The sequence below is a fragment of the Pseudoalteromonas sp. SIMBA_162 genome (genome assembly GCF_046535955.1).
GTDB lineage: Bacteria > Pseudomonadota > Gammaproteobacteria > Enterobacterales > Alteromonadaceae > Pseudoalteromonas > Pseudoalteromonas marina.
The window spans coordinates 1-23839 of record NZ_JAWJBQ010000008.1; the positions used below are offsets into that span (position 1 = coordinate 1).

Consider the following 23839-nt stretch of genomic DNA (forward strand, 5'->3'; position numbering starts at 1 on the left):
GAATCAAGCTGAAAAAGTGCCTGTGATTCCTGTTTCAATTAAGTTATCGGCATCACTAAAATATACTTTAATTTTTTATAACATTATTTAATTGTAAGTTTAGTAAAATTAAAAACCAGAGCGATGCTCTGGTTTTTCAATATATAAATTACAACTTAAAGTATTATTGTAATAAAGAAAGAGCTATTTGCGGTTGCTGGTTAGCCTGTGCAAGCATTGAGCTTGATGCTTGTTGCAGAACTTGATTACGGGCTAAATTGGCACTTTCTTTTGCAAAATCGGCATCCATAATTCGAGACTTAGATGCAGAAACATTTTCGGCAACATTTTCTAAATTACGGATAGTAGAACTGAACCGGTTTTGTTTAGCACCTAAATCTGCGCGAACGTCATTAACTGTAGATAACGCATTATCAATCGCTGTTATTGCATCTTGTGCATCAGAGGCTGTATCTATATCTATAGCACTCAGCGCTAAACCTGTTTGGTTCATGTTTGTAGTAATTTTGACGCCTATAATCTGATTTGCGTCTGCACCAACTTGGAAGTCAACATCATATGTACCATTTAACACTTTCACACCACCAAAGGTAGTATCACCTGCTATACGATCAATTTCTGCCTTCATCTCAATAAACTCTTTGTTCAAAGCACCACGGTCAGAAGCTGAGTTTGAGCCATTAGCGGATTGAATTGAAAGTACTCGCATTCTTTGAAGCATATTTGTGGTTTCGTTTAATGCCCCTTCAGCTGTCTGTGAAATAGAGATCCCATCATTTGCATTACGCGCTCCCTGATTGAGTCCATTAACTTGAGACTGCAACCTTGTACCTATCTGTAGACCTGCTGCATCATCTTTTGCGCTGTTTACACGTAACCCCGAAGACAGTCTTTCGAACGAGGTACTTAAGTCATTTGTAGAATTGCTCAAGTTTCGTTGTGAGTTAAGTGAAGATACATTTGTATTTACTGTTAAAGCCATTTTGCCTTCTCCTAGTCAAAGCAGAGTGTGGTTCAACTCTTTTAACAGAACCACTTTTATGTTGTTTTTATAAAGCATGTATTGTGCCAAGTTATAAAACCAATCAAAGGTACTGTTTTAAGGTGTTTTTTTGTTTGATCATGATAATAAGAGGTATATAAATTATTATATTTGCAGGAATGACAATTTATTGCCGTAGTGTCAGCGCAACTTATTGCCGCAATATAAAATAAAGCGGCAATAGTTTACAGTTTATAAATAATCAAATAAGGAAAGTTTTGATAAACGACCAAACGTGGCCTGTGAAGCCTGCAAAGCAGTTTCTTGCTTGGTGAGTTCGCTAATAGCCTCGGCCATATCAACTTCAATTAAATTGGCACGATTGTCTTTATTTTGTATGTCTTGCGCTAAGTTAGAATCAGTTATACGACTGAGAGCACTCATACGCCCTCCTAAGCTTGCCTGAGTAAACAAAACTTGTTCGCTGGCATTTTTTAATTGCACTAAACCATCATTTAAGACATCTTGAAAGTCAGCACCATCAAGTGAGCCATTATTTAATTCGCTGATCAGCTCTTGCAAAGTATTAAGCACATTTACTTTTTTTGGCTCTTCAAGACTAAAGTTAAACTGACCTAACGCGGTACTATCTAGTTGAATTTTCATACCAGCAAACTCAATTCCCCCCTCACTGACTTCACCCATAACAGGTGGAGACAGCGCGGAACCATCGCGAAGTATTTGGTATTGATTCGCATCACCAGGATTAACACCAGCTGTAACCTGTACGTTAAAGGTATTAGCAGTAGCTGCAGCTGCAGGGTCGGAGTTGTAATTGGATTTATGATATTGATCAAACATGCCTTGTTCATCAACATAAACTGTTCCTGTAAGCGTACTTGTTGTATCACCAGTATTTGATGCAACATCGAGACGTGCATCGACTTTTTCAAAGGTATCAAAACCATTATCACTTGATTTAACAGAGACTCCTTCTGCAATTGTAATGCTATGCTGCCCTTGATCACCATTGTAATTGTACTTACCAGAACTAGTTTCAAACTGGTAGGGTTGTGTACTATCCTGATAACCAGAAAAAATATATTTACCATCTTCAGATCGAGTATTCATGAGACTTAGTAATGTTTGCTGCAGCTCTTCAAGCTCTTTACTTATTGATACTTTATCGTTGGTATTTAAGGCACCATTACCAGCCTGAATAGTCAATGTTTGCGCTTTTTGAATTGCATCCGTGATACTGCTTAATACAGTTTCTTCTGTATTTAGGCGGTTATTCAATTGGTTAATATTTTTAGTGTACTGTTCGTTAGTTTGAATTTTAGTAGTGTATAGAGCCGCTTGTGAATAAGCTGATGGGCTTTCTGATGTGCTTAAATACTTTTCACCTGTTGTTACTCGCTCTTGAGCATTTGCAACACCTTGTTGGTTGTCGAGTATTTTATTTATATTGTTTTGGTACATCAAATTGTTTGATAAGCGCATAATTACCTCGCAGCACTTAATATAGTGTCAAAAACAGTACGAGCAGTTGCAAGTACCTGTGCAGAAGCCGCATAAGACTGTTGAAAACGTAATAAATTGGCAGCCTCTTCATCAAGGTTTACGCCAGAAAGCGATTCATACCAGGCTTCAGATTGCTGAGCAAGCGCTTCAAATGCTTCCCCATTCGTTTTTGCTTGGTTAGTTACCACACCTATATCGCTTACCAATCCTGCATAAGCTTGGTTAAATGTTTTGTGGTTGTCCGAATTTACACCACTAACAACATTTTGACGCACTAATTCACCTTGCTGTAACCCCGCTAACTTTTGACCGTTACGGTTATCATCAAAGCCACCTTGGTTAAACTCAAGTGTGAATGTATCGCCTGTTTCAGGGCTGCCTTCAATATCAAAGTCAAAACCATATAGTTCAAAGCCATTACCTGCTTGTTGTAACATGTCTTTTGCTGGCAAAGTTGCTGTAAAAGTACTGGTATTTACACCATCACTTATTGTGTATTCATTTAGGTTAGCGGTTTTAACAACAGTAATAGGGCCATTTGTAAGACCTGCCGGTGACGTTGTAAAGCTACCAGTAGTAACATCACTTACCTCACCAACCGTAATGGTGGCATTTCCTATATTGTTAATGTCGTTTGCTGTTCTTATTGGTGCTGCAAGCGCTAAATCTTCACCACGAGTGGTTGCTAAAGACATATTTGCCGCCGACTCAGAGTTAAGCTTTATTTGAAACTGATCACCTGTATTAGCAGCGCCCGCTACAGTAATTTCTAAACCAAACGATTCGCCACTCGTGATTGTAGATGAATCAATGACGCCAGCGGTTATATTTGCTGTCGATGCTGTGCCTAGCGGCTCACCTTTATTATCTATTGGCTGAATTTCGACCGTTGTAGCACTGGTATAAGTGATTATAAAGTCACTTGCAGGCAATTCACTACCCTTGCCAGCTTCAAGGGTTGCAGTCATGCTTGAACTGCCCGTATTCGCCGTATAAGCATAGCCACCAACCGTAGGAATATTAAAAATATTACCCCCGAGCTCTCCATTAGCGTCCATACCCAGCTTGTTTTGTTCATTAAAAGAATCGGCTATTGCTAAACCCATTTGGCCAATTTGATTTTGAGCAGGGACTAGCACATCGTCTCTAAATGCCAGTAATCCACCAATTTTTCCCTTTAATTTAGATACATCAACTTCAAGCGGCACTGCCTTGCCCCCATTAACATCTAACCTAAGTTCTTTAAAGTTTGGATCAGGATCGCCACGCATAGAAAACAAATTAAACGAGCCATTTTGCATTACAACCGCTTCACCGGTGCCCATAAATACAAGTTTTTCACCATTTGGGCCATCCAGTGTTTCTATATCAATAAGTTCTGATAAATCACGGATTGCCTTATCGCGTTCATTATAAGTAGAACTTGCATCAGCCTGGTTATTAGTGCCGTTAACAGCAGCAATATCTTGATTTAATGTACCAATTTTTTGAATTAAGCCATTTGCCTCTTCTGTAAATATGTCTAGCTGTTCATTTACAATATTTTTCTGATCGAAAACAATGCCTGAGAGTCTGTCCATTTGATTCACTAAATTTTCAGCATCCGTCATTACCAGCGAGCGAGCAACGGTAGACGAAGGCTGATTTAACGACTCCTGAACATTATTAAACAATGAATTTATACTAGTAGATAAACTATTAGAATCTTCTGAAAATAAACTATCAACGCGGTTTGACTCTGTAACAAATTGATCAAAAAACGTTTTATTAGAGGTATCTCTGTTGAGTTGCTCTTGGGCAAACTGGTTTAACAAGCGATAGGTTTCTCCTTTCCCTACCTGGTTATCGACCATAGTTGTATGCTCTGTGCGCTCTCGCACATAGCCTTCGGTATTTACATTCGCTATATTTTTACTTGTCGTTTGCAGTAGTTCCGAATTTGCTCTAACCCCAGAACTGGCAATGTTTAATAAGTTAAACGACATTTACTTTACTCCTTGGCGAATAACACTGGCTGCAACATCTTTTAATTGAGCACTGTTAAGCACTTTTTTTATTTTACTAGCGTAATTAGGATCCGTTGCGTAGCCGGCTTTTTGTAATGAATCTAAAAACTCGCTTGGCTTAGCTGTATTTTGTAATGCTTCTTGGTAGCGTGGGTTTTGGGTTAAAAAATCAACAAAGTCGTTTACGCTCTCTTTTATTGAGTCATAAGCTCTAAAGCTTGCTTGTTTTTTAACAGGCGTTCCTTGTTCAAACTCTAAGGTTACTTTACTTGCTTTTTCGCCATCCCAGCTTTTATCTGATTTGATATTGAATAAGTTATTTGAACTGTTACCGTCGCTTTTATTAATAATGTGCTTACCCCAACCGGTTTCAAGTGCGGCTTGTGCAACCATAACAGCAGGGTTTAAGCCAATTTTTTGTGCTGCAGTTTTAGCGTGTTCCCATACTGTAGTTACAAACTCTTCAGTACTTTTGAATGGCGCTGAAGAAGCTTCAGGCACTTTAGAATCGGTTTTATCGTTTTGAACATTAACAGCAGCTTTTTCTTCATTTTGGGTATGAGGAAGCGAAGAGCCCGCACGCATATCACTTAAAAAGTCATTGGTGGTTCTCAAAACAGAACCCGGCATAAAAGTTTTGCCGTCTGGCGATAACTGCTGAACAATTAAATCAGCAAGGCCTAAAGACCCATTTGATGAAAGCTCAGTAGATAATTGTTGATCATGCATGTCTTCAAAAAACTTAACGCTACTTGAGTTAAGTGGGCTTTCTTTATCTTCAAAAGCTTCGTTAGCTTTACGCATACTTTTAAGTAGCATTTGGGTAAAAATAGCTTCAAATTGCGCAGCTGCTTTTTTAAGAGCGGCTTTAGATGCATCGGTTGATGCATCACCACCGCTTAAGGCTTCTTTACGAAGTGAATCTAAATTGCCTAAATCAAAAAAGTTTTGTTTGTCTAGATGATTAGTTTCCATCAGCTTTTTGACACAATAATGAATAATACAAATTAAAATGCAAAAATTAAGCCAGATTGAAAATGTGAATGAGGGAGTGAAAGGGAAGCTTTAGCAAAGGCTTTGCTAAAGCTTAATAAATATTAAATAACAACAAGTTGACCGTTTATTGCTCCGGCTTCTTTAAGGGCCTCTAAAATAGCCATTAAATCGCCAGGCGCTGCGCCTACCTCGTTTATAGCACGAACTAAATCGTCTAAACTAACACCCGGGTTAAACACAAATGCACGCGAATCGTCTTCATTTACATCTATAATTGATTGCTGCGTTACAACGGTTTCGCCCTCAGCTAATGCATTAGGTTGAGCCACATTTTGTTGCTCTGAAATGGTGACGGTTAACCCGCCATGTGTTATTGCTGCAGGCTGTAACTTGACATTTTTACCAATCACAATGGTGCCCGTACGCGAGTTAACGATAATTTTTGCAGACATATCTGCAGGTTTAAATTCAAGATTTTCAAGCGTTGATAAATAAGACACACGTTGAGAAGCATCTCTAGGGGCAATCACACGAACAGACACAGAATCAATTGCTTTTGCACTGTTAGGCCCGACTAAATCGTTAATTGTTTTTTCAAGGCGCTTTGCCGTTGTAAAATCAGGGCGGTTCAAGTTAAACGTAATAAAATCGCCTTGCATAAACGGACTTTTAACTTCACGCTCTACTGTTGCGCCATTTGGAATACGACCAACTGTTGGGGTATTAATAACAACACGGCTGCCGTCAGCGCCTTGGGCACCTAAGCCCCCCACTATTAAACTACCCTGAGCTACGGCATATACATTGCCATCAGCCCCTTTTAAAAACGTTTGTAATAACGTGCCACCGCGCAAGCTACCCGCACTACCAATAGATGAAACGGTTATATCAATTGTTTGTCCTGGCTTTCTAAATGCGGGTAATTCAGCATGTACAGCAACGGCAGCAACGTTTTTAATTTTAGGGCTTAAATTTGCAGGTAGCGAAATACCAAAATTGCTTAACATGCCTTTAAAACTTTGCTGAGTGAAGCGGCTCTGCTCACCCGTGCCGGGTAAACCCACTACTAAGCCATAACCTACCAACTGGTTCGATCTAACCCCTTCAACCATAGAAATATCTTTAATACGCTCAGCATGTGCCGAAAATTGACAACCTATTAGCGTGATTAAACAAATTAATTTTAATACATTCATAATGAATGCCCTCTAAAAAGGAAAAATCGAGCTGCTGAAAAAGCGTGTTAACCAACCTGCACTTTGCGCTTCTTGTGTTTGCCCTTTGCCAGAGTACTGAATACGCGCATTGGCTATTCGGTTTGACTCAACCGTATTATCAGAACTCACATCTTGCGGGCGTACTAAACCTTCCAAACGAATAAATTCTTCGCCAGTGTTTAATGTTAACCACTTTTCGCCACGAATAACTAAGTTACCATTAGGTAAAACACGCATAACATTAACCGAAATATTGCCAAATAAGCTGTTTGATTGATTTGATTTAGAATCCCCCGTAAAAGAGGCGTCACTACCAATACCAAACTGAATACTGTCGCCACCTATATTCACAGGGAGGCCACCAAGCCCTATGACAGGGTCTAGGCTTGCATCAGATTGCTTATCGGTTTCGGTTTTAGCTGCTTTAGTAGCTTGAGTAGACTCTTGTAAATTTACAGTAATAATGTCGCCAGTACGCAGTGCTTTTCTATCTGCGTATAAGTCGTTTGAAACATTAGTATTAAATAACGAACCCGTTGCAACTACGGGTTCCATACTTGGTTCAGGATACATTGGCGCATAATAGGGGTCATCTTGAACAACATCACTATTTTGTGTTGAAACACAGCCACTTAAAAATAATGTACCTACCGCAAATAACATATAATGACGCATAATTCCCCCTACACCTTATAATTGCTGATTGATGTAACTCATCATCTCGTCAACAGCCGAGATGACTTTAGAGTTCATTTCGTAAATACGCTGCGTCTCAATTAGGTTAACCAGCTCTTCAGTTACATTTACGTTTGATGTTTCAAGTGAGCCCTGAATAATTGTGCCTAAGCCTTCTACACCCGGATTACCTTGCACAGGCGCGCCACTTACTGCCGTCTCGGTATAAAGATTTTGCCCTACAGGCTCAAGGCCCGATGGATTAATAAAATCACTAATTGTAAGCTGGCCAATAACAACATTATCGGCTTGACCTGAAATACGTACAGATACCTCACCATCTTGTGAAATAGTAATTGATTGAGCATCATCGGGAACATTCATTTCTGGTTGCACTACATAACCAGATCCAGACGTTACAATTCGACCATCGCCATCGGTAGTAAACTGCCCATTACGAGAATAAGCAATATTGCCATCGGGTTGTAATACTTCAAAAAAGCCAGGCCCTGAGATCATCCAATCCAATGAATTCTCAGTAGTTAGCATATTACCCTGAGAAAAGTTTTTTTGGTTAGCCACTACTTTTGCACCAGCACCTAACATTAAACCAGACGGCATTTCAGTGTCTTGCGACGATCGCCCACCTGGCTGGTTAATATTTTGATAAAGTAAATCTTCAAAAATAGCGCGGCTTTTTTTATAACCTACCGTACTGGCATTCGCTAAATTGTTTGATATAACCGAAATATCGGTTTGCTGAGCGTCTAGCCCCGTTTTACTGATCCACAATGCTGGATTCATAATCGTGTCCTCATTTAAAGTTAAACTATGCGCATCAGCTGATCTTGTGATCTATCCAGATCTTCAGCTGTTTTCATCAGTTTTACTTGTAACTCAAATTGACGTTGATGGCTGATCATATCGACCATTTCGTGAACTGGGTTCACATTAGACATTTCTAAGGTTCCGCTTAATACTTTGACATTGGCAGAAGTATCAACAACTTCTCCTGCCTTAGGCCTAAATAAACCATCATTCCCTTTTTCTAGTTGAAAACTATTAGCTTCAACCACCTTTAAGCGGTCAACTTCTTCTAAAAACGTAGCAGGCGCCCCCTGCGGGCGAACTTGAATTGCACCGTCTTCACTAAATTCAATTTTTTCAATCGGTACTGGTAAAATGACAGGCCCGCCTTCGCCAATTACTTGACGACCATGGCTGGTCATTAACATACCTTCAGCGGTAATATTTAATGTACCCACCTTGGTGTAAGCTTCATTGCCTGAGGCATCTTGGACGCTTAACCATGCGTTATCACTCATTGCAATGTCGAGGTCTCTGCCTGTTTCAACTATGCCGCCAGAAGTCATATTAGAACCTGGGCGCTCTTGCATAGAAAACACACGTGATGGCAACCCTTCACCAAAAGCCTGCATAGAGCGAGCTTGTGCAAAGTCTGACTTAAATCCAGTAGTATTCGCATTCGCCAAATTATTGGCTTTAAGGGCCAGCCCCTGTAGGCTTTGTTTAGCGCCTGAGGCCGCAATGTAGACCATTTTGTCCATAGCATCGACTCATATTAAAAATCTCTATACACAAGAAATGCAAAATAGATGCCACAATAGGAAGTGATGTGAAATGGTTATAAAACAAACTAAATGAAGTGAAAATAAAAAGGGCCACTTTAAAAAGCAGCCCTTAAAATTATGTTAAGTATTAAATTAACGAATCTGTAAGATTGCCTGTTGTAGTGTTGAGTTAACCTCAAGCGCACGAGAGTTAGCCTGGAAGTTACGCTGAGCACTTATTAGGTCAACCAGCTCATTAGTTAAATTCACATTTGATTGCTCTAGTGCTGATGAATTTATTGAACCTAAAGTACCTGAACCAGGTTCACCTGCAATTGGCTCTCCTGACGTTAAGCTCTTTTTCCAAGAGGTATCACCAACTTGCGATAAACCCTGTGAATTAGAAAAACGAACCATCGCTACCTGACCTAAGAAAGATGTGTCGCCATTACTGTATGAAGCCACTATTTTTCCGTCGGTACCAATATCAATACCCGCTAAACGACCAACCGTAGCGCCATCTTGGTCTAGCGCTTTAACTTCAAATCGACTTGCGTACTGAGTGGGCTGCTTATTTGTAGTTGCAGCCTCATCTCGCCAATTAAGCTCTACGCCCGTATCAGGAAATGACGCGCCGTTGGTCAGTAACGAAGATAAACCAGTCCCAGCACCCGCAGGTAAAACTAACTCATCGAAACTGCTTGGGTTTGCATTAGCAACCCCATTTGTTGTTTCAGGTAAACCGCTTGAGCTAAAACCTAGGGTAGTTAAAGGTGTATATGGCGCAGTAGTTTGCTCAGCGCCCGTTGCTGGATCAACAACTAAACCATCGAGCGTTGCATGTATATCCCACTCATTAGGGTTTGTCGTCGGATCATTTTTTACAAAAAAGTATTGTAAAACATGTGCCTCACCCAGTGAATCGTAAACAGTGGTTGAAGTTGATGAGTTATACGAAGCACTTTCTGTTGGATCAAATGGCAACGAAGGCGCATCCGCACGCGAATCTAAGTTAAATGAACTGTATACCGTTGCCGTTGCACGAGGTGACCCAGACGAATCAGGGATTTGAAGTGCCGACGAAGTACTCAAACTGACTGAGGTAGTATCTCCGGTAGCTTCATCAACAGGGAAACCTTGTAAAAAGTTACCTTTGGCATCTACGATAAAGTTATCTTTATCTAATTTAAAAGCCCCTGCTCTTGTAAAGGTAAAATCTTGCGCCCCCAGGTCTTGGCTCATTGCAAAGTAGCCTTCACCTGTAATGGCTAAATCCAATGAGTTATTAGTAAATTGCAGCGAACCTTGGTGGAATTGCTGAGCAACCATAGTAGTTTGAACACCGTCACCATTTTTAGTTCTACCTGAACTAAACACTGAAGAAGCATATACATCTGCAAACTCAGCGCGAGACTCTTTAAAGCCGGTTGTATTAACGTTCGCAATATTATTTGCGGTAACGTCTAAATCTTTTTGTGCGGCAGCTATGCCTGTTAATGCAATATTGAAGCTCATAATTGACCTCTAATCTATTAAATACAGCCTGCAAACAGGCGAAATATTATCAAACTCTATTACGCGATCTCTGCGACATCAGTCAGCCTAACCGCACCTTCTTTAGTGTTAATAATGATGCCATTGGCACCGTTTATATTTACACTTTCAATATTCTTGAACGTAGCAATGGGTAAGCTTGAAAACTCACCATTTGTACTGCCTTCAGCTACAATATTGTATTCACCCTCAGGCAACCGCTCACCGGCTTCGTTTTTACCATCCCAAGCAAAGCGTATTGCACCAGCAGACTGTGAACCTAAATCAATACTGCGAACTAATTGACCTGACTCATCAGTAATACGAAGCGTTAAGCTATCTACTGGGCTTTCTGCAACGACTGAACCTTTCGCTTCACCCGTTGCATTTAAATCTAAGGAATCCGACTCAAGTAATGCTTGCTTACCAACCAATGTTGATGCCTGCAAAGCAGAGTTAGATGTCATCGAAGCTGCTAGCGACTCAAAATTACTATTAAGATTTGAGATACCTTCAGCCATCGTGAAATTGGTCATTTGTGCAATCATTTGATCGTTATCAGCAGGTTTACTCGGATCCTGAAACGATAATTGCTGAGTTAACAACGAGAAGAAATCTTCTTGAGTTAACGCATCGCTTTGCTCTTCGGTTGTCGTTGGTGTTGTATCCTGCCAACGCAAAGAATCTAAATAGGATGAAGATGTACTAATATCGTTACTCATAACCTACCCTCGGTTAACGCTGACCTAGCAGCAGAGTTTTACTTAACATTTGCTTAGCTGCATCAGCAACTTGCACGTTTGTTTCATAAGAGCGAGAGGCAGAAATCATGTTCGCCATCTCCTCTACAACATTAACGTTGGGTTTGTAGATATAACCATTTTCATCCGCACTCGGGTGATTAGGGTTGTATTCAATCTGCAGTGGTGCACTGCTTTCAACAATGCCCAGCACTTTAACACCAACAGAAGAGCCCTGATTATTACTTACCGACTCAGAAGCTTTGGTAAGCTCTGCAGCAAATACAGGTTGTCGCGCTCGGTACGTTTTGTCTTGAGAAGAGCTAATTGTATTAGCATTCGAAATATTACTCGCAGTGGTATTTAAACGAACATTCTGTGCGCTCATACCAGAACCAGCAATATCAAAAACGTTATATAAACTCATAATTATTATCCTTGACTACCGAGGGCTTTATTCAGGCCTTTAAATTTGCCGCTTAAAAATTGTAAGCTGGCCTGATACTCCATAGCATTCTGTGTATACAAGTTCCGTTCCACCTGTACATCCACTGAGTTACCATCACCTGTATCTGTTTGATTTGGCGTACGAAATAATTCATCACCACCCACACTACGGGTACCACCACCAATGTGTTTTTCATTAGTAGTTACCATTGTATTGCCGCTTTGCTGGTGTGATTTTGCCGCTTTTAATGCTGAGGCAAAGTTAATATCTTTTGCTTTGTAGCCCGGCGTATCAGCATTAGCAATATTACTTGCTAGCACTTCTGCTCGTTGTGAACGGATCAACATAGTATGCTGATGCACACCTAAAGCTTTATCAAAACTGATAGCCATAACCATCTCCAAAAAATTGACTTAACTTGAATAAAGCAATAAATAAGCCATTTATAATTGAGTGATTATATTTTTTGTAATCGAATGATTTAAAATGAAAAACGACACATAATGTGTCGTTTTGAAGGAAAGAAAAAAGGTTTATTTCTTTTGGTAAATAATGCCAGGGTTGCATCTAACCATATCAAATTCGTCACTCAACCCGGCCATTGACTCCGAAGCCCCTAAAAATAAATAACCTTTAGGATTAAGCGCTTGTGCAAATTGTTTAATAATTTTTGCTTTTACCTCTGGAGAGAAGTAAATAAGTACATTGCGGCAAAAAATAATATCGAATTTACCCATTAATGCATACGAATCTAGCAAATTTAAATGCCTAAAGCTCACTTGTCTTTTCAAAGTGTCGTTAACTTTTGCCATACCATTGCCGCTGTCTGTAAAAAACTTTTTTCGACGTTCTGCAGACAACCCGCGCGCCAAGGCTAACGCGTCATACTCGCCATTTTTACACATGTCTAGCATAGTGTTAGAAATATCAGTACCAATGATCTGAGCACCCATTTTTAAAACGTTAGGCTGCTTAGATTGAAACTCAGCAACCGACATAGCAATAGAATAAGGCTCTTGACCAGACGAACTAGCTGCAGACCAAATTTTTACAGGCCGCCTCAAATCTTTAAACTCAGGAAACAATCTGTTTTGAAGTAGCTCAAAGGGGTATTGGTCTCTGAACCACAAGGTCTCGTTTGTAGTCATCGCATCAACAACAGCCGCGCGCAATTGCCTCTCATGCGGCCCGAGTGTTTTGCTAACAAGTTCAGATAACGACCCTACATCAAAACGAGCCATAAGGGGCGCAAGTCTACTTTTTACCAAGTATTGCTTGTTTTCACCAAGAACAATACCGCATTGCTGTTCTAAAAACGAACGGAACTGATCGTATTCATTTTGCTGCAAGTCTTTATTATTCAAATTAGTAGCACCTGTTTTGATTATTCACAATGAACCCACTTTTTAACCGCCGTGGCTAATTCATCAGGGTTAAATTTGGCAATAAAATCGTCAGCCCCAACCTTTTCAATCATTGCTTGGTTAAATACACCACTCAGTGATGTATGCAAAATGACATGCAAAGGGGCAAGTTTAGGGTCTGCTTTTATTTCTGCAGTTAGTGTATAGCCATCCATTTCAGGCATTTCAACATCAGATATAAGCAAAGCAACACGTTCTGTAATATCTGTTTGACAATCAAGCTTAGCAATTTCTTTTAATCTTACGAGTGCTTCTTTGCCATTTTTAGCCAACTCAGTTTGTACACCCAGCGGCTCAAGTGCTCGTTTTACCTGATTTCGCGCAACCGCACTGTCATCAGCTATAAATACAATTCGTTCACCTAAATCTTTTTGAATGTCACCACTTTCAGCAACTTCAGAACTTACTTCTGTGTTAACAGGGCAAATTTCATTTAATATTTTTTCAACATCTAAAATTTCTACTAGCTCGTTTTCTATTTCAGTAACGGCGGTTAAATATGAATAACGTCCGGCACCAGAAGGTGGTGGCATTATTTTTTCCCAGTTCATATTAACTATTCGTTCAACACCACCGACCAAAAAACCTTGCACTGAGCGATTATATTCAGCAATTATGATAAAGCTGTCTTTGATGTTATCAATTGGACGTCCACCTACCGCCATAGATAAATCTATGACAGAAATAGTTTGTCCACGAATATGAGCTACACCACGAATATAAGAATTCGATTTTGGCATACTAGTAAGCGGAGGACATTGAAGGACTTCTCTTACCTTAAATACATTGATCCCAAAACGCTGGCGCCCTCTGAGTTTAAATAATAGTAATTCTAGGCGGTTCTGGCCAACCAACTGAGTACGCTGGTTTACTGAGTCTAAAATGCCTGCCATTAAAATCTCCTTTAGAAAACAAATAATACGGAACGATAATTGCTTCCTACATATACAAAGCTACACAACATCGTGGGAGCGTCTTAATTTTGACGCAAAATATTTATACCCTGTTTGAAACCATAAGCATAGTCGAAACATTATGAGTTTGTTAAAAAAAATCAAAAGATACAGTGTTTTTTATTTTGTTACTAGCCTAGGAATGGCATTCCCTGTATCTGCACAAGTATTTAGTAAAGCATCACTACAAGAAATGGCTGTAAAATACATTGCTGAGCAAATTGGCGAACACGATAGTGAGCAAATACACCTCAGTGCATTGCCATTAGACAGCCGTATACCTGATCGTGCTTGTTCAACGACACCTGATATTATTTCATCAAGTGAACCACCGTTTAACAGACAAATTACAATACAAGTAAAATGCGACGATCCACAAAGCTGGGCACAATACGTACATATAAAGGTGCTAAAAATGGCACCTGTTGTTGTAACAACTGATAATATTGCGCGCGGTGAAGTAATAACCAGCGCTCACCTAACCATTGAGATGAAACCGACACACTTTGTAAGAGTGCAATATCAAGACGATCCTAAAGCACTTATTGGCAGTCGAAGTAAACGCAACATTCGCGAAGGTATGCCAATATTGCTCAATCAAATATGTATGGTATGCAAAGGTGATGCTATTAATATTTATGCAAGCACAAAAGGCTTACAGATAAAAACGACCGGTGTTGCGCTTGAAGATGGCACTCTGGGCGAACAAATACTTGTAGAGAACAAAAAAACAGGTAAAGTTTTAAATGCGCGTGTAGATGGTGTAGAGTCTGTACAAGTAAATATTTAATTAAAAATAATATTAAAGTTTACTAAAGATATGCCGATATACTGGTATTAGTTGGGTAAATTATGGATTTTTATTATGGTTAATCAAGTCAATTCAGGTAATCAACAACCAAGCGCTTTAGCTAATGCTAAACAACAAAAGGTTGATTTGCAAAGAGATAATGCAAATACACAAGCGGCTCAATCGGCTACGCCTAAAGCTGCTAGCGATTCTGTAAGCTTAACACCACAAGCACAGCAATTAAAAACACTGCAAGAAAAAGCACAGCAATCTTCTGGTTTTGACAGTAATAAAGTTGCTGAGCTAAAAAAAGCAATCACTGAAGGCAAGTACCAAATAGACAGTGAAAAGCTTGCCAAAAATTTAGCTGACTTCGAGTTTGATGTCTATGGCTGATCATAATAGCTTAATTATTGTTAAGCTAAACGAGCAAGATAAGTGTTTAGATTCTCTCTCTGTTTTATTAAACGACGAGCTAACAGCTATTGCCTCAAGAAGAGGTGAAGGTTTAAAAGAAATTACCCAACAAAAAATGACTTTTTTAACCAAGCTAAATAGCCTAGATCAAGAGTTGAACAAGTTACTTGCTAAGAATGACGAGCAGTCTGAAGAGCTTCCCGAGCTTATAGCCCAAGTTCGCAGTAAGTTAGAGAAATGCCAAAAACAAAACGAAGTAAACGCGCATGCAGCACATCAGGCGCAGCTTAGTGTAAAACAACTAAAAAACATTTTAATTGGTGCCCCATCGTCCACCACATATAATCAGTCTGGCGGTGAAGTTAACACCAACGGTCAGCTTGTCAGAAATTTAAAAGCATAAATTCAAAACGCTTCAGCCAAATTATCTACTTTTTATAATATTTAAACCTGCTAGTTACCGGTATCTCAAACTTGAAAACCCAAAAATTGAGCCAAGCTGCGTCAACTTTTTTGACTGAGGTTTTTGTACTCAGGTGAGACTGTTTAGTTGACGCATTGTAATATTTAAACTGCTGTATACTTAAAACTCTAACTTGCCTAAATACTAAACGTACAGCTGTAAAATTTATTGCGAACGTCAATTTATCAGTAATACGTTACTTTTTTTACTTCACGTGGTTTTATTTCGCCAATATATAAATCATGCACGCGCTTCATATTGAGTTCCAGCTCAGTGACGTATGTGTCGTCTACTGCATACGTTTTTATAATTTGTGCACCTTTAATAACGCCCTGCACTTTGCTTTCTAGATAATCATCCTTAGCGACTGCGTTTTCAACGCTCATACCCGCGGTTACCTTTTGCCCATATACTTGCTCTGTAAGCTCTCTGTATGCTTCAAGTTTAGAGGCTTTAATAGCCATAAGCTGCTTTTGTGATGCGCTTGCCCCTTTTTGTAAACTAATAGGTGCATAACCTACCGCTTTTAATACCGGGTAATTATTAGGCTCAACATATTTGTACTCAACATGCTTATCAAACACGCTGCTGCACCCACTCAAGGTTAAACACCCAAGTGTAATAACTAATGAAATTGCTCGCATAATTTTGTGCCCTAGTAAATTAATTACGGTGGTATATGCATGTTTAATGCCATTTATAACGTTATTTTTATTGATTAATAACATTGGTACAGTCCTTGCTGCCTCAAGGTAAAGCTAACGTTTATTTGGAGCAAAAAGTATGAAATCGTTTTTATTAAAGGCATTTGCAGGATTAAGCGCAACTGCGTTATTTACGTTTTCGACTTTTTCAAATGCGCAGTGGTATGAATCTACAGGGCACGCACTTATTCAAAACGACGACATAAGCGCGGCCAAATCTGCAGCTATAAAAGATGCCATAACTCAAGCGTTGGTTTTTTCTGGGGCGCGTGTCAGCTCAGTACAAACCTTGGTAGACGGCGTATTAATGCAAGATCAGTTAAAAATTAGTAGCCACGGCGAAATTCAAAAAATTGAACTTGTAAGTGAAAATAAATACGACGATAAATTTGCCATTACCCTGCGTTTAGATATATTTGCGCAAACAGAGCAATGCCCGCAAAGCAGCTTTAACAAGTTTGTTGCCGTAACACAAAGTCAGCTAGCTCATCGAGAGCAAGCTAGAATGGGTCAAATATTTGACGTAAACAAAGCAATCAGTAAACGAATATTCACTACCTTACAAAAATCAAAAATGAGCGCCCTACCCGTTGCTTATTACAATATACCTTTAAATGTAGATAGTTACTTTTCGCAGCAGTACGACTACTCAAAAGTTCAGTTAGAAGAAATATCATCTCGCACCAACGCTCAGTACGTATTACTGAGCCAAATTACCGACCTATCAACAAGTGATAAACTCAATAGCGATTATGCTTTTTGGCAAGACGATAGCTACCAACGCAACTACAAAATAGAGTTTAGTCTTTTTAATGGCACAACCTATGAGCAGCTTTGGAGCAATAGTTATCAGGGCCAAGGCACTTGGCCATTCGAAAAAACCGCCATCATTGATGTAAACAGTGATAGATTTTGGCAATCACCCTACGGTCAAAGTATACAAGATATAAATCAAACCCTAAGTTATGACTTACAAGCTGTATTAGCCTGCTTTCCAACGCAAGGTAAAATAATGCATATGGAAAACAGCAAAATAGTAATTAATTTAGGTAAAGCACATGGCCTAAAAAAAGGGCAAATGCTGAGTATTGCACACCATAACTACCTAACTGATGCAGCTGGTAATGTAATGCCTCACACCACTACAACACTCAACAAAATACGTGTAGAGCAGTTATATCAACAAACTGCGGTTGCAGTAAGCATTGACGACCAGCCCTTACCCGGCGTACAAATCAACGATGTAGTTGAAGTAATAAGCCAAGATCTTTAAAGCGCTTTAGCAAGCTGTGTTTTTAAATTAGGGTGAGCCGACAACCACTCACCCAACTGCTCAACCCCTGCCAAATGCGGATAATGCTTTCTGCATGCAAACACCACATTACGCTGCTGATTTGGAAATATAGGCATATAATCAATACCCGTTCGCTGTGTGCAAGCTAACTTTGGCACAAAAGTAACGCCATCATCCATTGCCACCAGCGCAAGTAACGTTTCTAAACTATTGCCTTTATATTGATTAGACACATCAACCCCTGCTGAAAAACAAAACTTTTGGGCTTGATCTTTAAAGCAATGGCCATCACTTAACATTAATAGGCTGCAACCTTGAAGATCGCTAAGCGCGACTTTTTTATGCTTAGCCAGCGCGTTATCTTTTGAAACAGCGACTAAAAAGTCTTCTTTATAAAGTGGAATAGTGTGGTAATGATTAAGCTCAGCTACATCGGCCAAAATTGCAAAATCAAGCTCACCATTGTTAAGCGCATCTAATATGGTGGCTGTTTGCATTTCAATAAACGCAAATTGGCTATCTACAAATGCTTCTTTCATTGAGGTTAACAAAGTTGGCAATAAATACGGCGCAATAGTTGGAATAATACCAATTGTTATCTTACCTTGTAATGGTTCATTAGAGGTAGAAGCCAGCTCTTTGAGTATTTGAGTTTGCTCTAAAATAACCTCTATTTGCGCTAATAAACGTACACCTTTAGCTGTTAGGGTTACTTGTTTGGTTGAGCGGTCAAATAAAGTAACACCTAATGTTTGTTCAAGTTTTTTAACCTGCCCACTCAGTGTAGGTTGGCTAACAAAGCACGCATCGGCTGCTTTACGAAAATGTTTATGTTGTGCTATGGCTTTAACGTATTCAAAGTCTTTTAAGTTCATGTTCAGCTCCACCCTGATAGCTTTTGACTATCAGTTTAATACAAACAAACGATTAGAACTATATTTAAATTTTCGCCATAATGGCTTTAACAAATCAAGAGGAACTAAACCATGTTAAAGAATATTGAAGGTCAAACAATCCCAAACGTTACATTTGCAACACGTCAAAACGACGAATGGAAATCGGTTACAACAGACGAAATTTTTAAAGGCAGAACAGTCGCTGTATTTTCACTACCGGGTGCATTCACCCCAACATGTTCATCTACTCACCTTCCTCGCTACAACGAGCTAGCTGGTGTGTTTAAGCAAAATGGCGTAGATGAAATTGTATGTTTGTCAGTTAACGATACATTTGTAATGAATGCATGGGCTGAACACCAAGAAGCGCAAAACATTACTTTACTACCAGACGGCAATGGCGAGTTTACAGACGGCATGGGTATGTTAGTAGACAAAAACGATTTAGGCTTTGGTAAGCGCAGCTGGAGATACTCTATGCTGGTAAAAGATGGCGTAATTGAAAAAATGTTCATCGAACCAGACCTTCCAGGCGACCCGTTTGAAGTGTCTGATGCAGACACCATGCTTGATTACATCAACCCTAAACAAGCTAAGCCTGAGCCAGTGAGCGTTTTCACTAAGCCCGGTTGTCCATTCTGTAAAAAAGCAAAAGAGCTTCTTACAGAAAAAGGCTTTGCCTATGAAGAAATTGTTATGGGTGCAGGTGCATCATTAACAAGCCTAAAAGCAATCTCTGGCCGCGACACCGTTCCACAAGTATTTATTGGTGGGAAACACATTGGTGGCTCAGACGACCTAGAAAAATACTTTGCTTAATAAGTAATATTAAATGGGGGCCAAGTGCCCCTATTTATTAAAGGAAAATACAATGAAACAATTGCAAACCGACGTAGTAGTTATAGGCGCAGGTACAGCAGGCTTAAGTGCATACCGAAACGCTAAACAGTTTACCCCTAACGTACTTATGATCGAATCAGGTCCTTATGGTACAACCTGCGCACGCGTAGGGTGTATGCCAAGCAAATTATTAATAGCTGCTGCAGAAGCTGCACACGCTATAGAAATGGCACCTGCATTTGGTGTGCATAGCTCAAAGCCGGTAATAGACGGCAAAGCAGTTATGGCACGCGTTAAAAGTGAACGCGATCGTTTTGCTGGTTTTGTAGTAGAAGCCGTTGATGAACTACCAGACGAAGACAAAATTAAAGGTTACGCTAAATTTTTAGATGCTAACCGCGTACAAATAGATGACCACACAATTATTACAGCCAAGCGGTTTGTCATTGCTACAGGCTCTCGCCCTTCTTACCCTGGCGTATTTAATAACTTTGGTGACAAATTAATCATTAACGACGACGTATTTGAGTGGGACGACCTACCAGAATCTGTTGCCGTATTTGGCCCGGGCGTAATTGGCCTTGAAATTGGTCAAGCACTTAGCCGTTTAGGTGTTAATGTAAAATTATTTGGTGTAGGTGGTGCAATTGGTCCACTCACCGACCCCGTAGTAAAAGACTATGCAAATACAGTTTTTGCAAAAGAGTTTTTTGTTGATACCGACTCAAACGTATCAGACATGATGCAAGTAGGCGATAAAGCGCAGCTTACTTACACCGACAAACAAGGTGAAAAACACACCGAACAGTTTGACTATGTACTAGCCGCAACAGGCCGAGTTCCTAATGTAGACAAGCTAGGCCTCGAAAACACAGGTATAGAACTTGACGAACGCGGCGTACCGCATGCCGATCCGCACACAATGCAATGTGGCGAATCAAACATATTTATAGCCGGCGATGCAAGCAACATGATCCCGCTACTTCATGAAGCGTCTGATCAGGGAACCATCGCAGGGCAAAATGCAGGGCGTTTCCCAGATGTACGTATTGGCCTGCGCAGAGCTAAAATTGCCGCTGTATTCAGCGACCCACAAATTGCCATGGTAGGCGAAAGCTTTACCCAAATAACAGACCGTTTAGGCTCATGTGGCTGTTTTGAAGTGGGCGAAGTCAGCTTTGAAAACCAAGGCAGAAGCCGCGTAATGCTTAAAAATAAGGGCTATATGCGTGTATACGCAGAGCAAGGCACCGGCTTATTTTTAGGCGCCGAATTTATTGGCCCACAAGCCGAGCACATAGCGCATCTGCTTGCATGGGCAGTACAAAATAAAATGACCGTACCACAAATGCTTAATATGCCGTATTACCACCCGGTTATTGAAGAAGGTTTACGCACCGCACTGCGCGATTTAAACGCCAAGCTTAAGTTTGGCCCAGATATCATTAACCACTGTATGGAATGTGGCCCAGGCGCATAACTTACAAAAAATAAACACTTGCTATCAAAAAGCCAAAACGTCTGTTTTGGCTTTTTTATTTATATAATTTTTAAGCACTGGTATCTCAAAAAATAGTTTAGCTGTTACACTTAATACGTAACTTAATTAAAAAGATGGAATAGCTATGCCCAATAATAAATTTAGACTAGTCACTCGTAGCGATTTTGATGGCCTTGTATGTGCTGTACTACTAAAAGATTTAGATCTAATTGATGACATTTTGTTTGTACACCCAAAAGACATGCAAGATGGAAAAATAGACATCACCGCTAACGATATTACCACTAACCTTCCCTACGTAGCGGGTTGTCACATAGCATTTGACCACCACTTAAGTGAAACCGTTCGAAACGCAAGCGACATTAAAAATCACATAATTGACCCTAAAGCGCCTTCAGCTGCGCGAGTCGTTTACGACTACTACGGCGGCGCCGAAAAATTTCCTAATATTTCAGTAGATATGATGGACGCTGTAGATAAAGGCGACGCAGCTCAGTTTTCTAAAGATGAAATACTCAATCCAACCGACTGGGTGTTAATGAACTTTATAATGGATGCCCGCACAGGCCTAGGCCGCTTTCGCGAATTCAAAATTTCAAACTACCAGTTAATGATGAAGCTCATTGATGCATGTAAAGATCAAAGCATCGACGACATTTTGCAAATGGAAGATGTTGCAGAGCGAGTTGCGCTTTATAATGAGCACAACGAAAAAGCAAAAGCACAAATAACACAGTGTGCAACAGTGCATAAAAACCTAGTGGTATTAGATCTAACCCAAGAAGAAACCATTTACGCCACCAACCGCTTTGTAATTTACGCCATGTACCCCGACTGCAATATTTCAATTCATAAAATGTGGGGGCTTAAAAAGCAAAACGTAGTATATGCAATTGGTAAGTCAATTACTAACCGCAGCTCAAACACAAACGTAGGTGAGTTATGCCTTAAATACGGCGGCGGCGGCCACTTAAATGCAGGCACCTGCCAAGTAGAGACCAGCCAAGCCGACACAGTACTCACTGAGCTGATCGATAAAATCACTAATGATGGTTAATTACTAACGATTAAATATCAAAATAAACAAGCGAGTAAATTTTCATTTACTCGCTTTTTTATGTGTAGTTATAAACTTTTAGCTATAAAAAACTGTTTTGCTAATGCTTCAACTCAATAGTTGTTGATATCTTAGGTTTTTAAGGGCAAGTTTGAGAGAGAAGTAATCAGTCAAAAGTTTTATTGTCTGCTCATGGCACTTTGAGGAAGTTCGGCTTGGAGCGATAACCAGTCATTGAGATTGGCTAAATATTGTAGTTAATTGATTTGTTAAACTGCTCTGCGCATATATTCATGAAAGTAAGCGCTGCGCGCATATTGGTTAATTTAACTTTACCTAAAAACTTTAGAAAACTTTGCGATAGTAATACCTTAGGTAATTTGTTAAAACTATATAATGTAGAAAAATGAGCGTAGCGTCGGCAGAAATATGCGTGACGAGCGCACTATTAAATTGTTATGAGCTTTAGTCGTCGTGTTAATTTTAAATAAAAGGAATTTTAAGTGTTTTATTTGCAGCTAGTATTTTCAATATTGTTTGTTTTTCTAACTATCTATGGGTATGTAAAAAACAAACGAAACACTATGCTTCTAGGCGCTATGTGTTTGGTAATTGCGACCGCGGTAGAGCCATTCTCTAAAGGTTTTAACGATGGTTTTTCCAGTGCTAAAGAGCAACTGAAAGAATCAAATGGAAAGGACTAAGGTTTGAAATCAGCTCATAACAAATCTATCAACCGGATGTTGGCAAGAGCGGCCAACACAGGTTAAAAGTGAATGGGTTCAAATCTTGACTTAAGACATTAAAGTCGATGTCTGCTAATGGCACAAAGCAGCCTGAATGTAATTTGGCTATTTTAATAAAAGGACAGCGCTAAATTCTTTATATTTCAATTTACGATGCTACATATGTACTACACAGAAATTAAAGAGAAGAAGTGGAAAAACGTAACTCATTGATTTTATTGGTAGCCCCTGCAGGAATCGAACCTGCAACTGCCCCTTAGGAGGGGGCCGTTATATCCATTTAACTAAGAGGCCACAGCGGTGTGCTAGGGTTAAATTATAACGGCATCTGATTTTTAATATCAAGTTTTAAATCAAGTGGAATTTGAGTTAATTACTTGATAAATATATATCTTCTTTGCTTAGTATGTATTGCGGTATAAACTCTCGGCTGCTGGCCACTATTTGCTTGGTGTTGACATTTATAATGCGTGTATTAATAACAATACCGTTTTGCCTGTAAATTAAGGTGCCCGCGAGTATATGACTTGCCATATGATCTTCACTCAGCTTTTTGATATTTCGTGAAAACACAAAATCACCGCGTCTGTTTACGTCTATTGTGCTGGTGGTTTTAAAATCAACCACACTGTAACCAAACTTTTGTAATTGATGGATTAGTGTTTCAGATATTTGGTTACCTAACTGATTACTTTTATTGAGTGACGAGTCAAAGTTTACCAATGTACTAACAGCAATATTAACCTGTGTATCGGCTTCTGTGTCGTACTCTAGCGTGTCAACTAAGTCTAAAGCCATTTGTTCTACGTAATTAACGAGCGTTTTATGATGCTTTACTGGCTTAAAGGGTTTTGACGCATCGTAATCATTGTTTGGTTGCACAGTTTGGCTGTGTGTTTGAGTATCGTAACGGCCATTTAGTACATAGCTGGTACTTGCTTGCGTTGTTGTGTGTGAATTTGAATCATGCTCATGGTGATGCGTTAGCGAGCAACCAGATAGAGCAACGACTAACCCAGCTAGTGATAATGTCCGTAAATTGGTGTTTAGTGTAAAGCGCAT

24 protein-coding genes and 1 tRNA gene are annotated in these 23839 nt (G+C 39.7%); 7 read left to right on the forward strand and 18 right to left on the reverse strand.

Translation table 11 applies throughout. The annotated features are described in order from the left end of the window. Positions 1-163: 163 nt before the first annotated feature. The 14 genes from R0J88_RS07690 to R0J88_RS07755 form a co-directional block, all read right to left on the reverse strand. A complete protein-coding gene (locus R0J88_RS07690) occupies positions 164-982 on the reverse strand; it encodes a flagellin domain-containing protein (RefSeq protein ID WP_138740786.1) in 819 nt (272 codons plus the stop codon). Positions 983-1234: 252 nt separating this feature from the next. Further along, complete coding sequence (gene flgL, locus R0J88_RS07695; protein WP_138740785.1) at positions 1235-2485, reverse strand: flagellar hook-associated protein FlgL; 1251 nt, start codon at positions 2483-2485, stop codon at positions 1235-1237. A 2-nt stretch (positions 2486-2487) separates the two neighbouring features. Further along, positions 2488-4491, reverse strand: coding sequence for a flagellar hook-associated protein FlgK (flgK, locus tag R0J88_RS07700; RefSeq protein ID WP_410899591.1), 2004 nt, complete (start codon positions 4489-4491; stop codon positions 2488-2490). Further along, positions 4492-5487: a flagellar assembly peptidoglycan hydrolase FlgJ gene (gene flgJ / locus R0J88_RS07705; protein WP_375277941.1), complete on the reverse strand. Its 996-nt coding sequence runs from the start codon at positions 5485-5487 to the stop codon at positions 4492-4494. It abuts the gene before it with no gap. Positions 5488-5609: 122 nt separating this feature from the next. After that, on the reverse strand, positions 5610-6704 hold the full coding sequence (locus R0J88_RS07710) for a flagellar basal body P-ring protein FlgI (protein ID WP_006792705.1): 1095 nt from the start codon (positions 6702-6704) through the stop codon (positions 5610-5612). A gap of 12 nt (positions 6705-6716) precedes the next feature. Continuing rightward, positions 6717-7400 carry a flagellar basal body L-ring protein FlgH gene (flgH, locus tag R0J88_RS07715; RefSeq protein ID WP_006792704.1) on the reverse strand — a complete coding sequence of 228 codons (684 nt, stop codon included), beginning with the start codon at positions 7398-7400 and terminating at the stop codon, positions 6717-6719. Between the two features lie 15 nt (positions 7401-7415). Continuing rightward, complete coding sequence (gene flgG / locus R0J88_RS07720; RefSeq protein ID WP_006792703.1) at positions 7416-8204, reverse strand: flagellar basal-body rod protein FlgG; 789 nt, start codon at positions 8202-8204, stop codon at positions 7416-7418. Positions 8205-8224: 20 nt separating this feature from the next. Continuing rightward, the gene (locus R0J88_RS07725) at positions 8225-8968 is read right to left on the reverse strand and encodes a flagellar basal body rod protein FlgF (protein ID WP_006792702.1); all 744 of its coding nucleotides are present in this window, start codon (positions 8966-8968) and stop codon (positions 8225-8227) included. 156 nt (positions 8969-9124) lie between these two features. Next, on the reverse strand, positions 9125-10486 hold the full coding sequence (gene flgE / locus R0J88_RS07730; RefSeq protein ID WP_058403535.1) for a flagellar hook protein FlgE: 1362 nt from the start codon (positions 10484-10486) through the stop codon (positions 9125-9127). A gap of 59 nt (positions 10487-10545) precedes the next feature. After that, positions 10546-11226, reverse strand: a complete 681-nt coding sequence (locus R0J88_RS07735; RefSeq protein WP_006792700.1) for a flagellar hook assembly protein FlgD — start codon at positions 11224-11226, stop codon at positions 10546-10548. A 13-nt stretch (positions 11227-11239) separates the two neighbouring features. Beyond that, entirely contained in the window at positions 11240-11671 is a 432-nt protein-coding gene (gene flgC, locus R0J88_RS07740; RefSeq protein WP_006792699.1) for a flagellar basal body rod protein FlgC, read from the reverse strand. A 5-nt stretch (positions 11672-11676) separates the two neighbouring features. Further along, positions 11677-12084, reverse strand: coding sequence for a flagellar basal body rod protein FlgB (flgB, locus tag R0J88_RS07745; protein ID WP_006792698.1), 408 nt, complete (start codon positions 12082-12084; stop codon positions 11677-11679). 141 nt (positions 12085-12225) lie between these two features. Further along, positions 12226-13056 carry a CheR family methyltransferase gene (locus R0J88_RS07750; RefSeq protein ID WP_006792697.1) on the reverse strand — a complete coding sequence of 277 codons (831 nt, stop codon included), beginning with the start codon at positions 13054-13056 and terminating at the stop codon, positions 12226-12228. Between the two features lie 20 nt (positions 13057-13076). Then, positions 13077-14009 (reverse strand): chemotaxis protein CheV, encoded by a 933-nt coding sequence (locus R0J88_RS07755; RefSeq protein ID WP_006792696.1) that lies wholly within the window; start codon positions 14007-14009, stop codon positions 13077-13079. Positions 14010-14151: 142 nt separating this feature from the next. Between R0J88_RS07755 and flgA the strand changes: the two genes are divergently transcribed. The 3 genes from flgA (at position 14152) to flgN (ending at position 15679) form a co-directional block, all read left to right on the forward strand. Then, on the forward strand, positions 14152-14859 hold the full coding sequence (gene flgA, locus R0J88_RS07760; protein ID WP_243532935.1) for a flagellar basal body P-ring formation chaperone FlgA: 708 nt from the start codon (positions 14152-14154) through the stop codon (positions 14857-14859). A gap of 75 nt (positions 14860-14934) precedes the next feature. Beyond that, positions 14935-15255, forward strand: coding sequence for a flagellar biosynthesis anti-sigma factor FlgM (flgM, locus tag R0J88_RS07765; RefSeq protein WP_006792694.1), 321 nt, complete (start codon positions 14935-14937; stop codon positions 15253-15255). Continuing rightward, the gene (gene flgN / locus R0J88_RS07770) at positions 15248-15679 is read left to right on the forward strand and encodes a flagellar protein FlgN (protein WP_010555884.1); all 432 of its coding nucleotides are present in this window, start codon (positions 15248-15250) and stop codon (positions 15677-15679) included. The genes flgM and flgN overlap by 8 nt, the downstream gene beginning before the upstream one ends. A gap of 245 nt (positions 15680-15924) precedes the next feature. Here flgN and R0J88_RS07775 read toward each other — a convergent pair whose 3' ends face one another. Then, a complete protein-coding gene (locus R0J88_RS07775; protein WP_033019180.1) occupies positions 15925-16383 on the reverse strand; it encodes an LPP20 family lipoprotein in 459 nt (152 codons plus the stop codon). Between the two features lie 139 nt (positions 16384-16522). Here R0J88_RS07775 and R0J88_RS07780 point away from each other — a divergent pair, with 139 nt between their 5' ends. Then, positions 16523-17716, forward strand: coding sequence for a flagellar assembly protein FlgT (locus tag R0J88_RS07780; protein WP_008132688.1), 1194 nt, complete (start codon positions 16523-16525; stop codon positions 17714-17716). Here R0J88_RS07780 and R0J88_RS07785 read toward each other — a convergent pair. Continuing rightward, positions 17713-18612 carry a LysR substrate-binding domain-containing protein gene (locus R0J88_RS07785; protein WP_243532932.1) on the reverse strand — a complete coding sequence of 300 codons (900 nt, stop codon included), beginning with the start codon at positions 18610-18612 and terminating at the stop codon, positions 17713-17715. The two genes, R0J88_RS07780 and R0J88_RS07785, sit on opposite strands and share 4 nt — an antisense overlap. 111 nt (positions 18613-18723) lie before the next feature. On the opposite strand from R0J88_RS07785, the gene R0J88_RS07790 reads away from it, so the two are divergent. The 3 genes from R0J88_RS07790 (at position 18724) to R0J88_RS07800 (ending at position 22031) form a co-directional block, all read left to right on the forward strand. Beyond that, a complete protein-coding gene (locus tag R0J88_RS07790; protein ID WP_010555882.1) occupies positions 18724-19452 on the forward strand; it encodes a glutathione peroxidase in 729 nt (242 codons plus the stop codon). 52 nt (positions 19453-19504) lie between these two features. Next, positions 19505-20953, forward strand: coding sequence for a dihydrolipoyl dehydrogenase (locus tag R0J88_RS07795; RefSeq protein WP_410899592.1), 1449 nt, complete (start codon positions 19505-19507; stop codon positions 20951-20953). A gap of 145 nt (positions 20954-21098) precedes the next feature. Next, positions 21099-22031, forward strand: a complete 933-nt coding sequence (locus R0J88_RS07800) for an exopolyphosphatase (RefSeq protein ID WP_010555880.1) — start codon at positions 21099-21101, stop codon at positions 22029-22031. Between the two features lie 965 nt (positions 22032-22996). Here R0J88_RS07800 and R0J88_RS07805 read toward each other — a convergent pair. Both R0J88_RS07805 and R0J88_RS07810 read right to left on the reverse strand, forming a co-directional pair. After that, a tRNA-Arg gene (locus R0J88_RS07805) sits at positions 22997-23071 on the reverse strand. A 75-nt stretch (positions 23072-23146) separates the two neighbouring features. Beyond that, a complete protein-coding gene (locus tag R0J88_RS07810) occupies positions 23147-23839 on the reverse strand; it encodes a FlgO family outer membrane protein (protein WP_410899593.1) in 693 nt (230 codons plus the stop codon).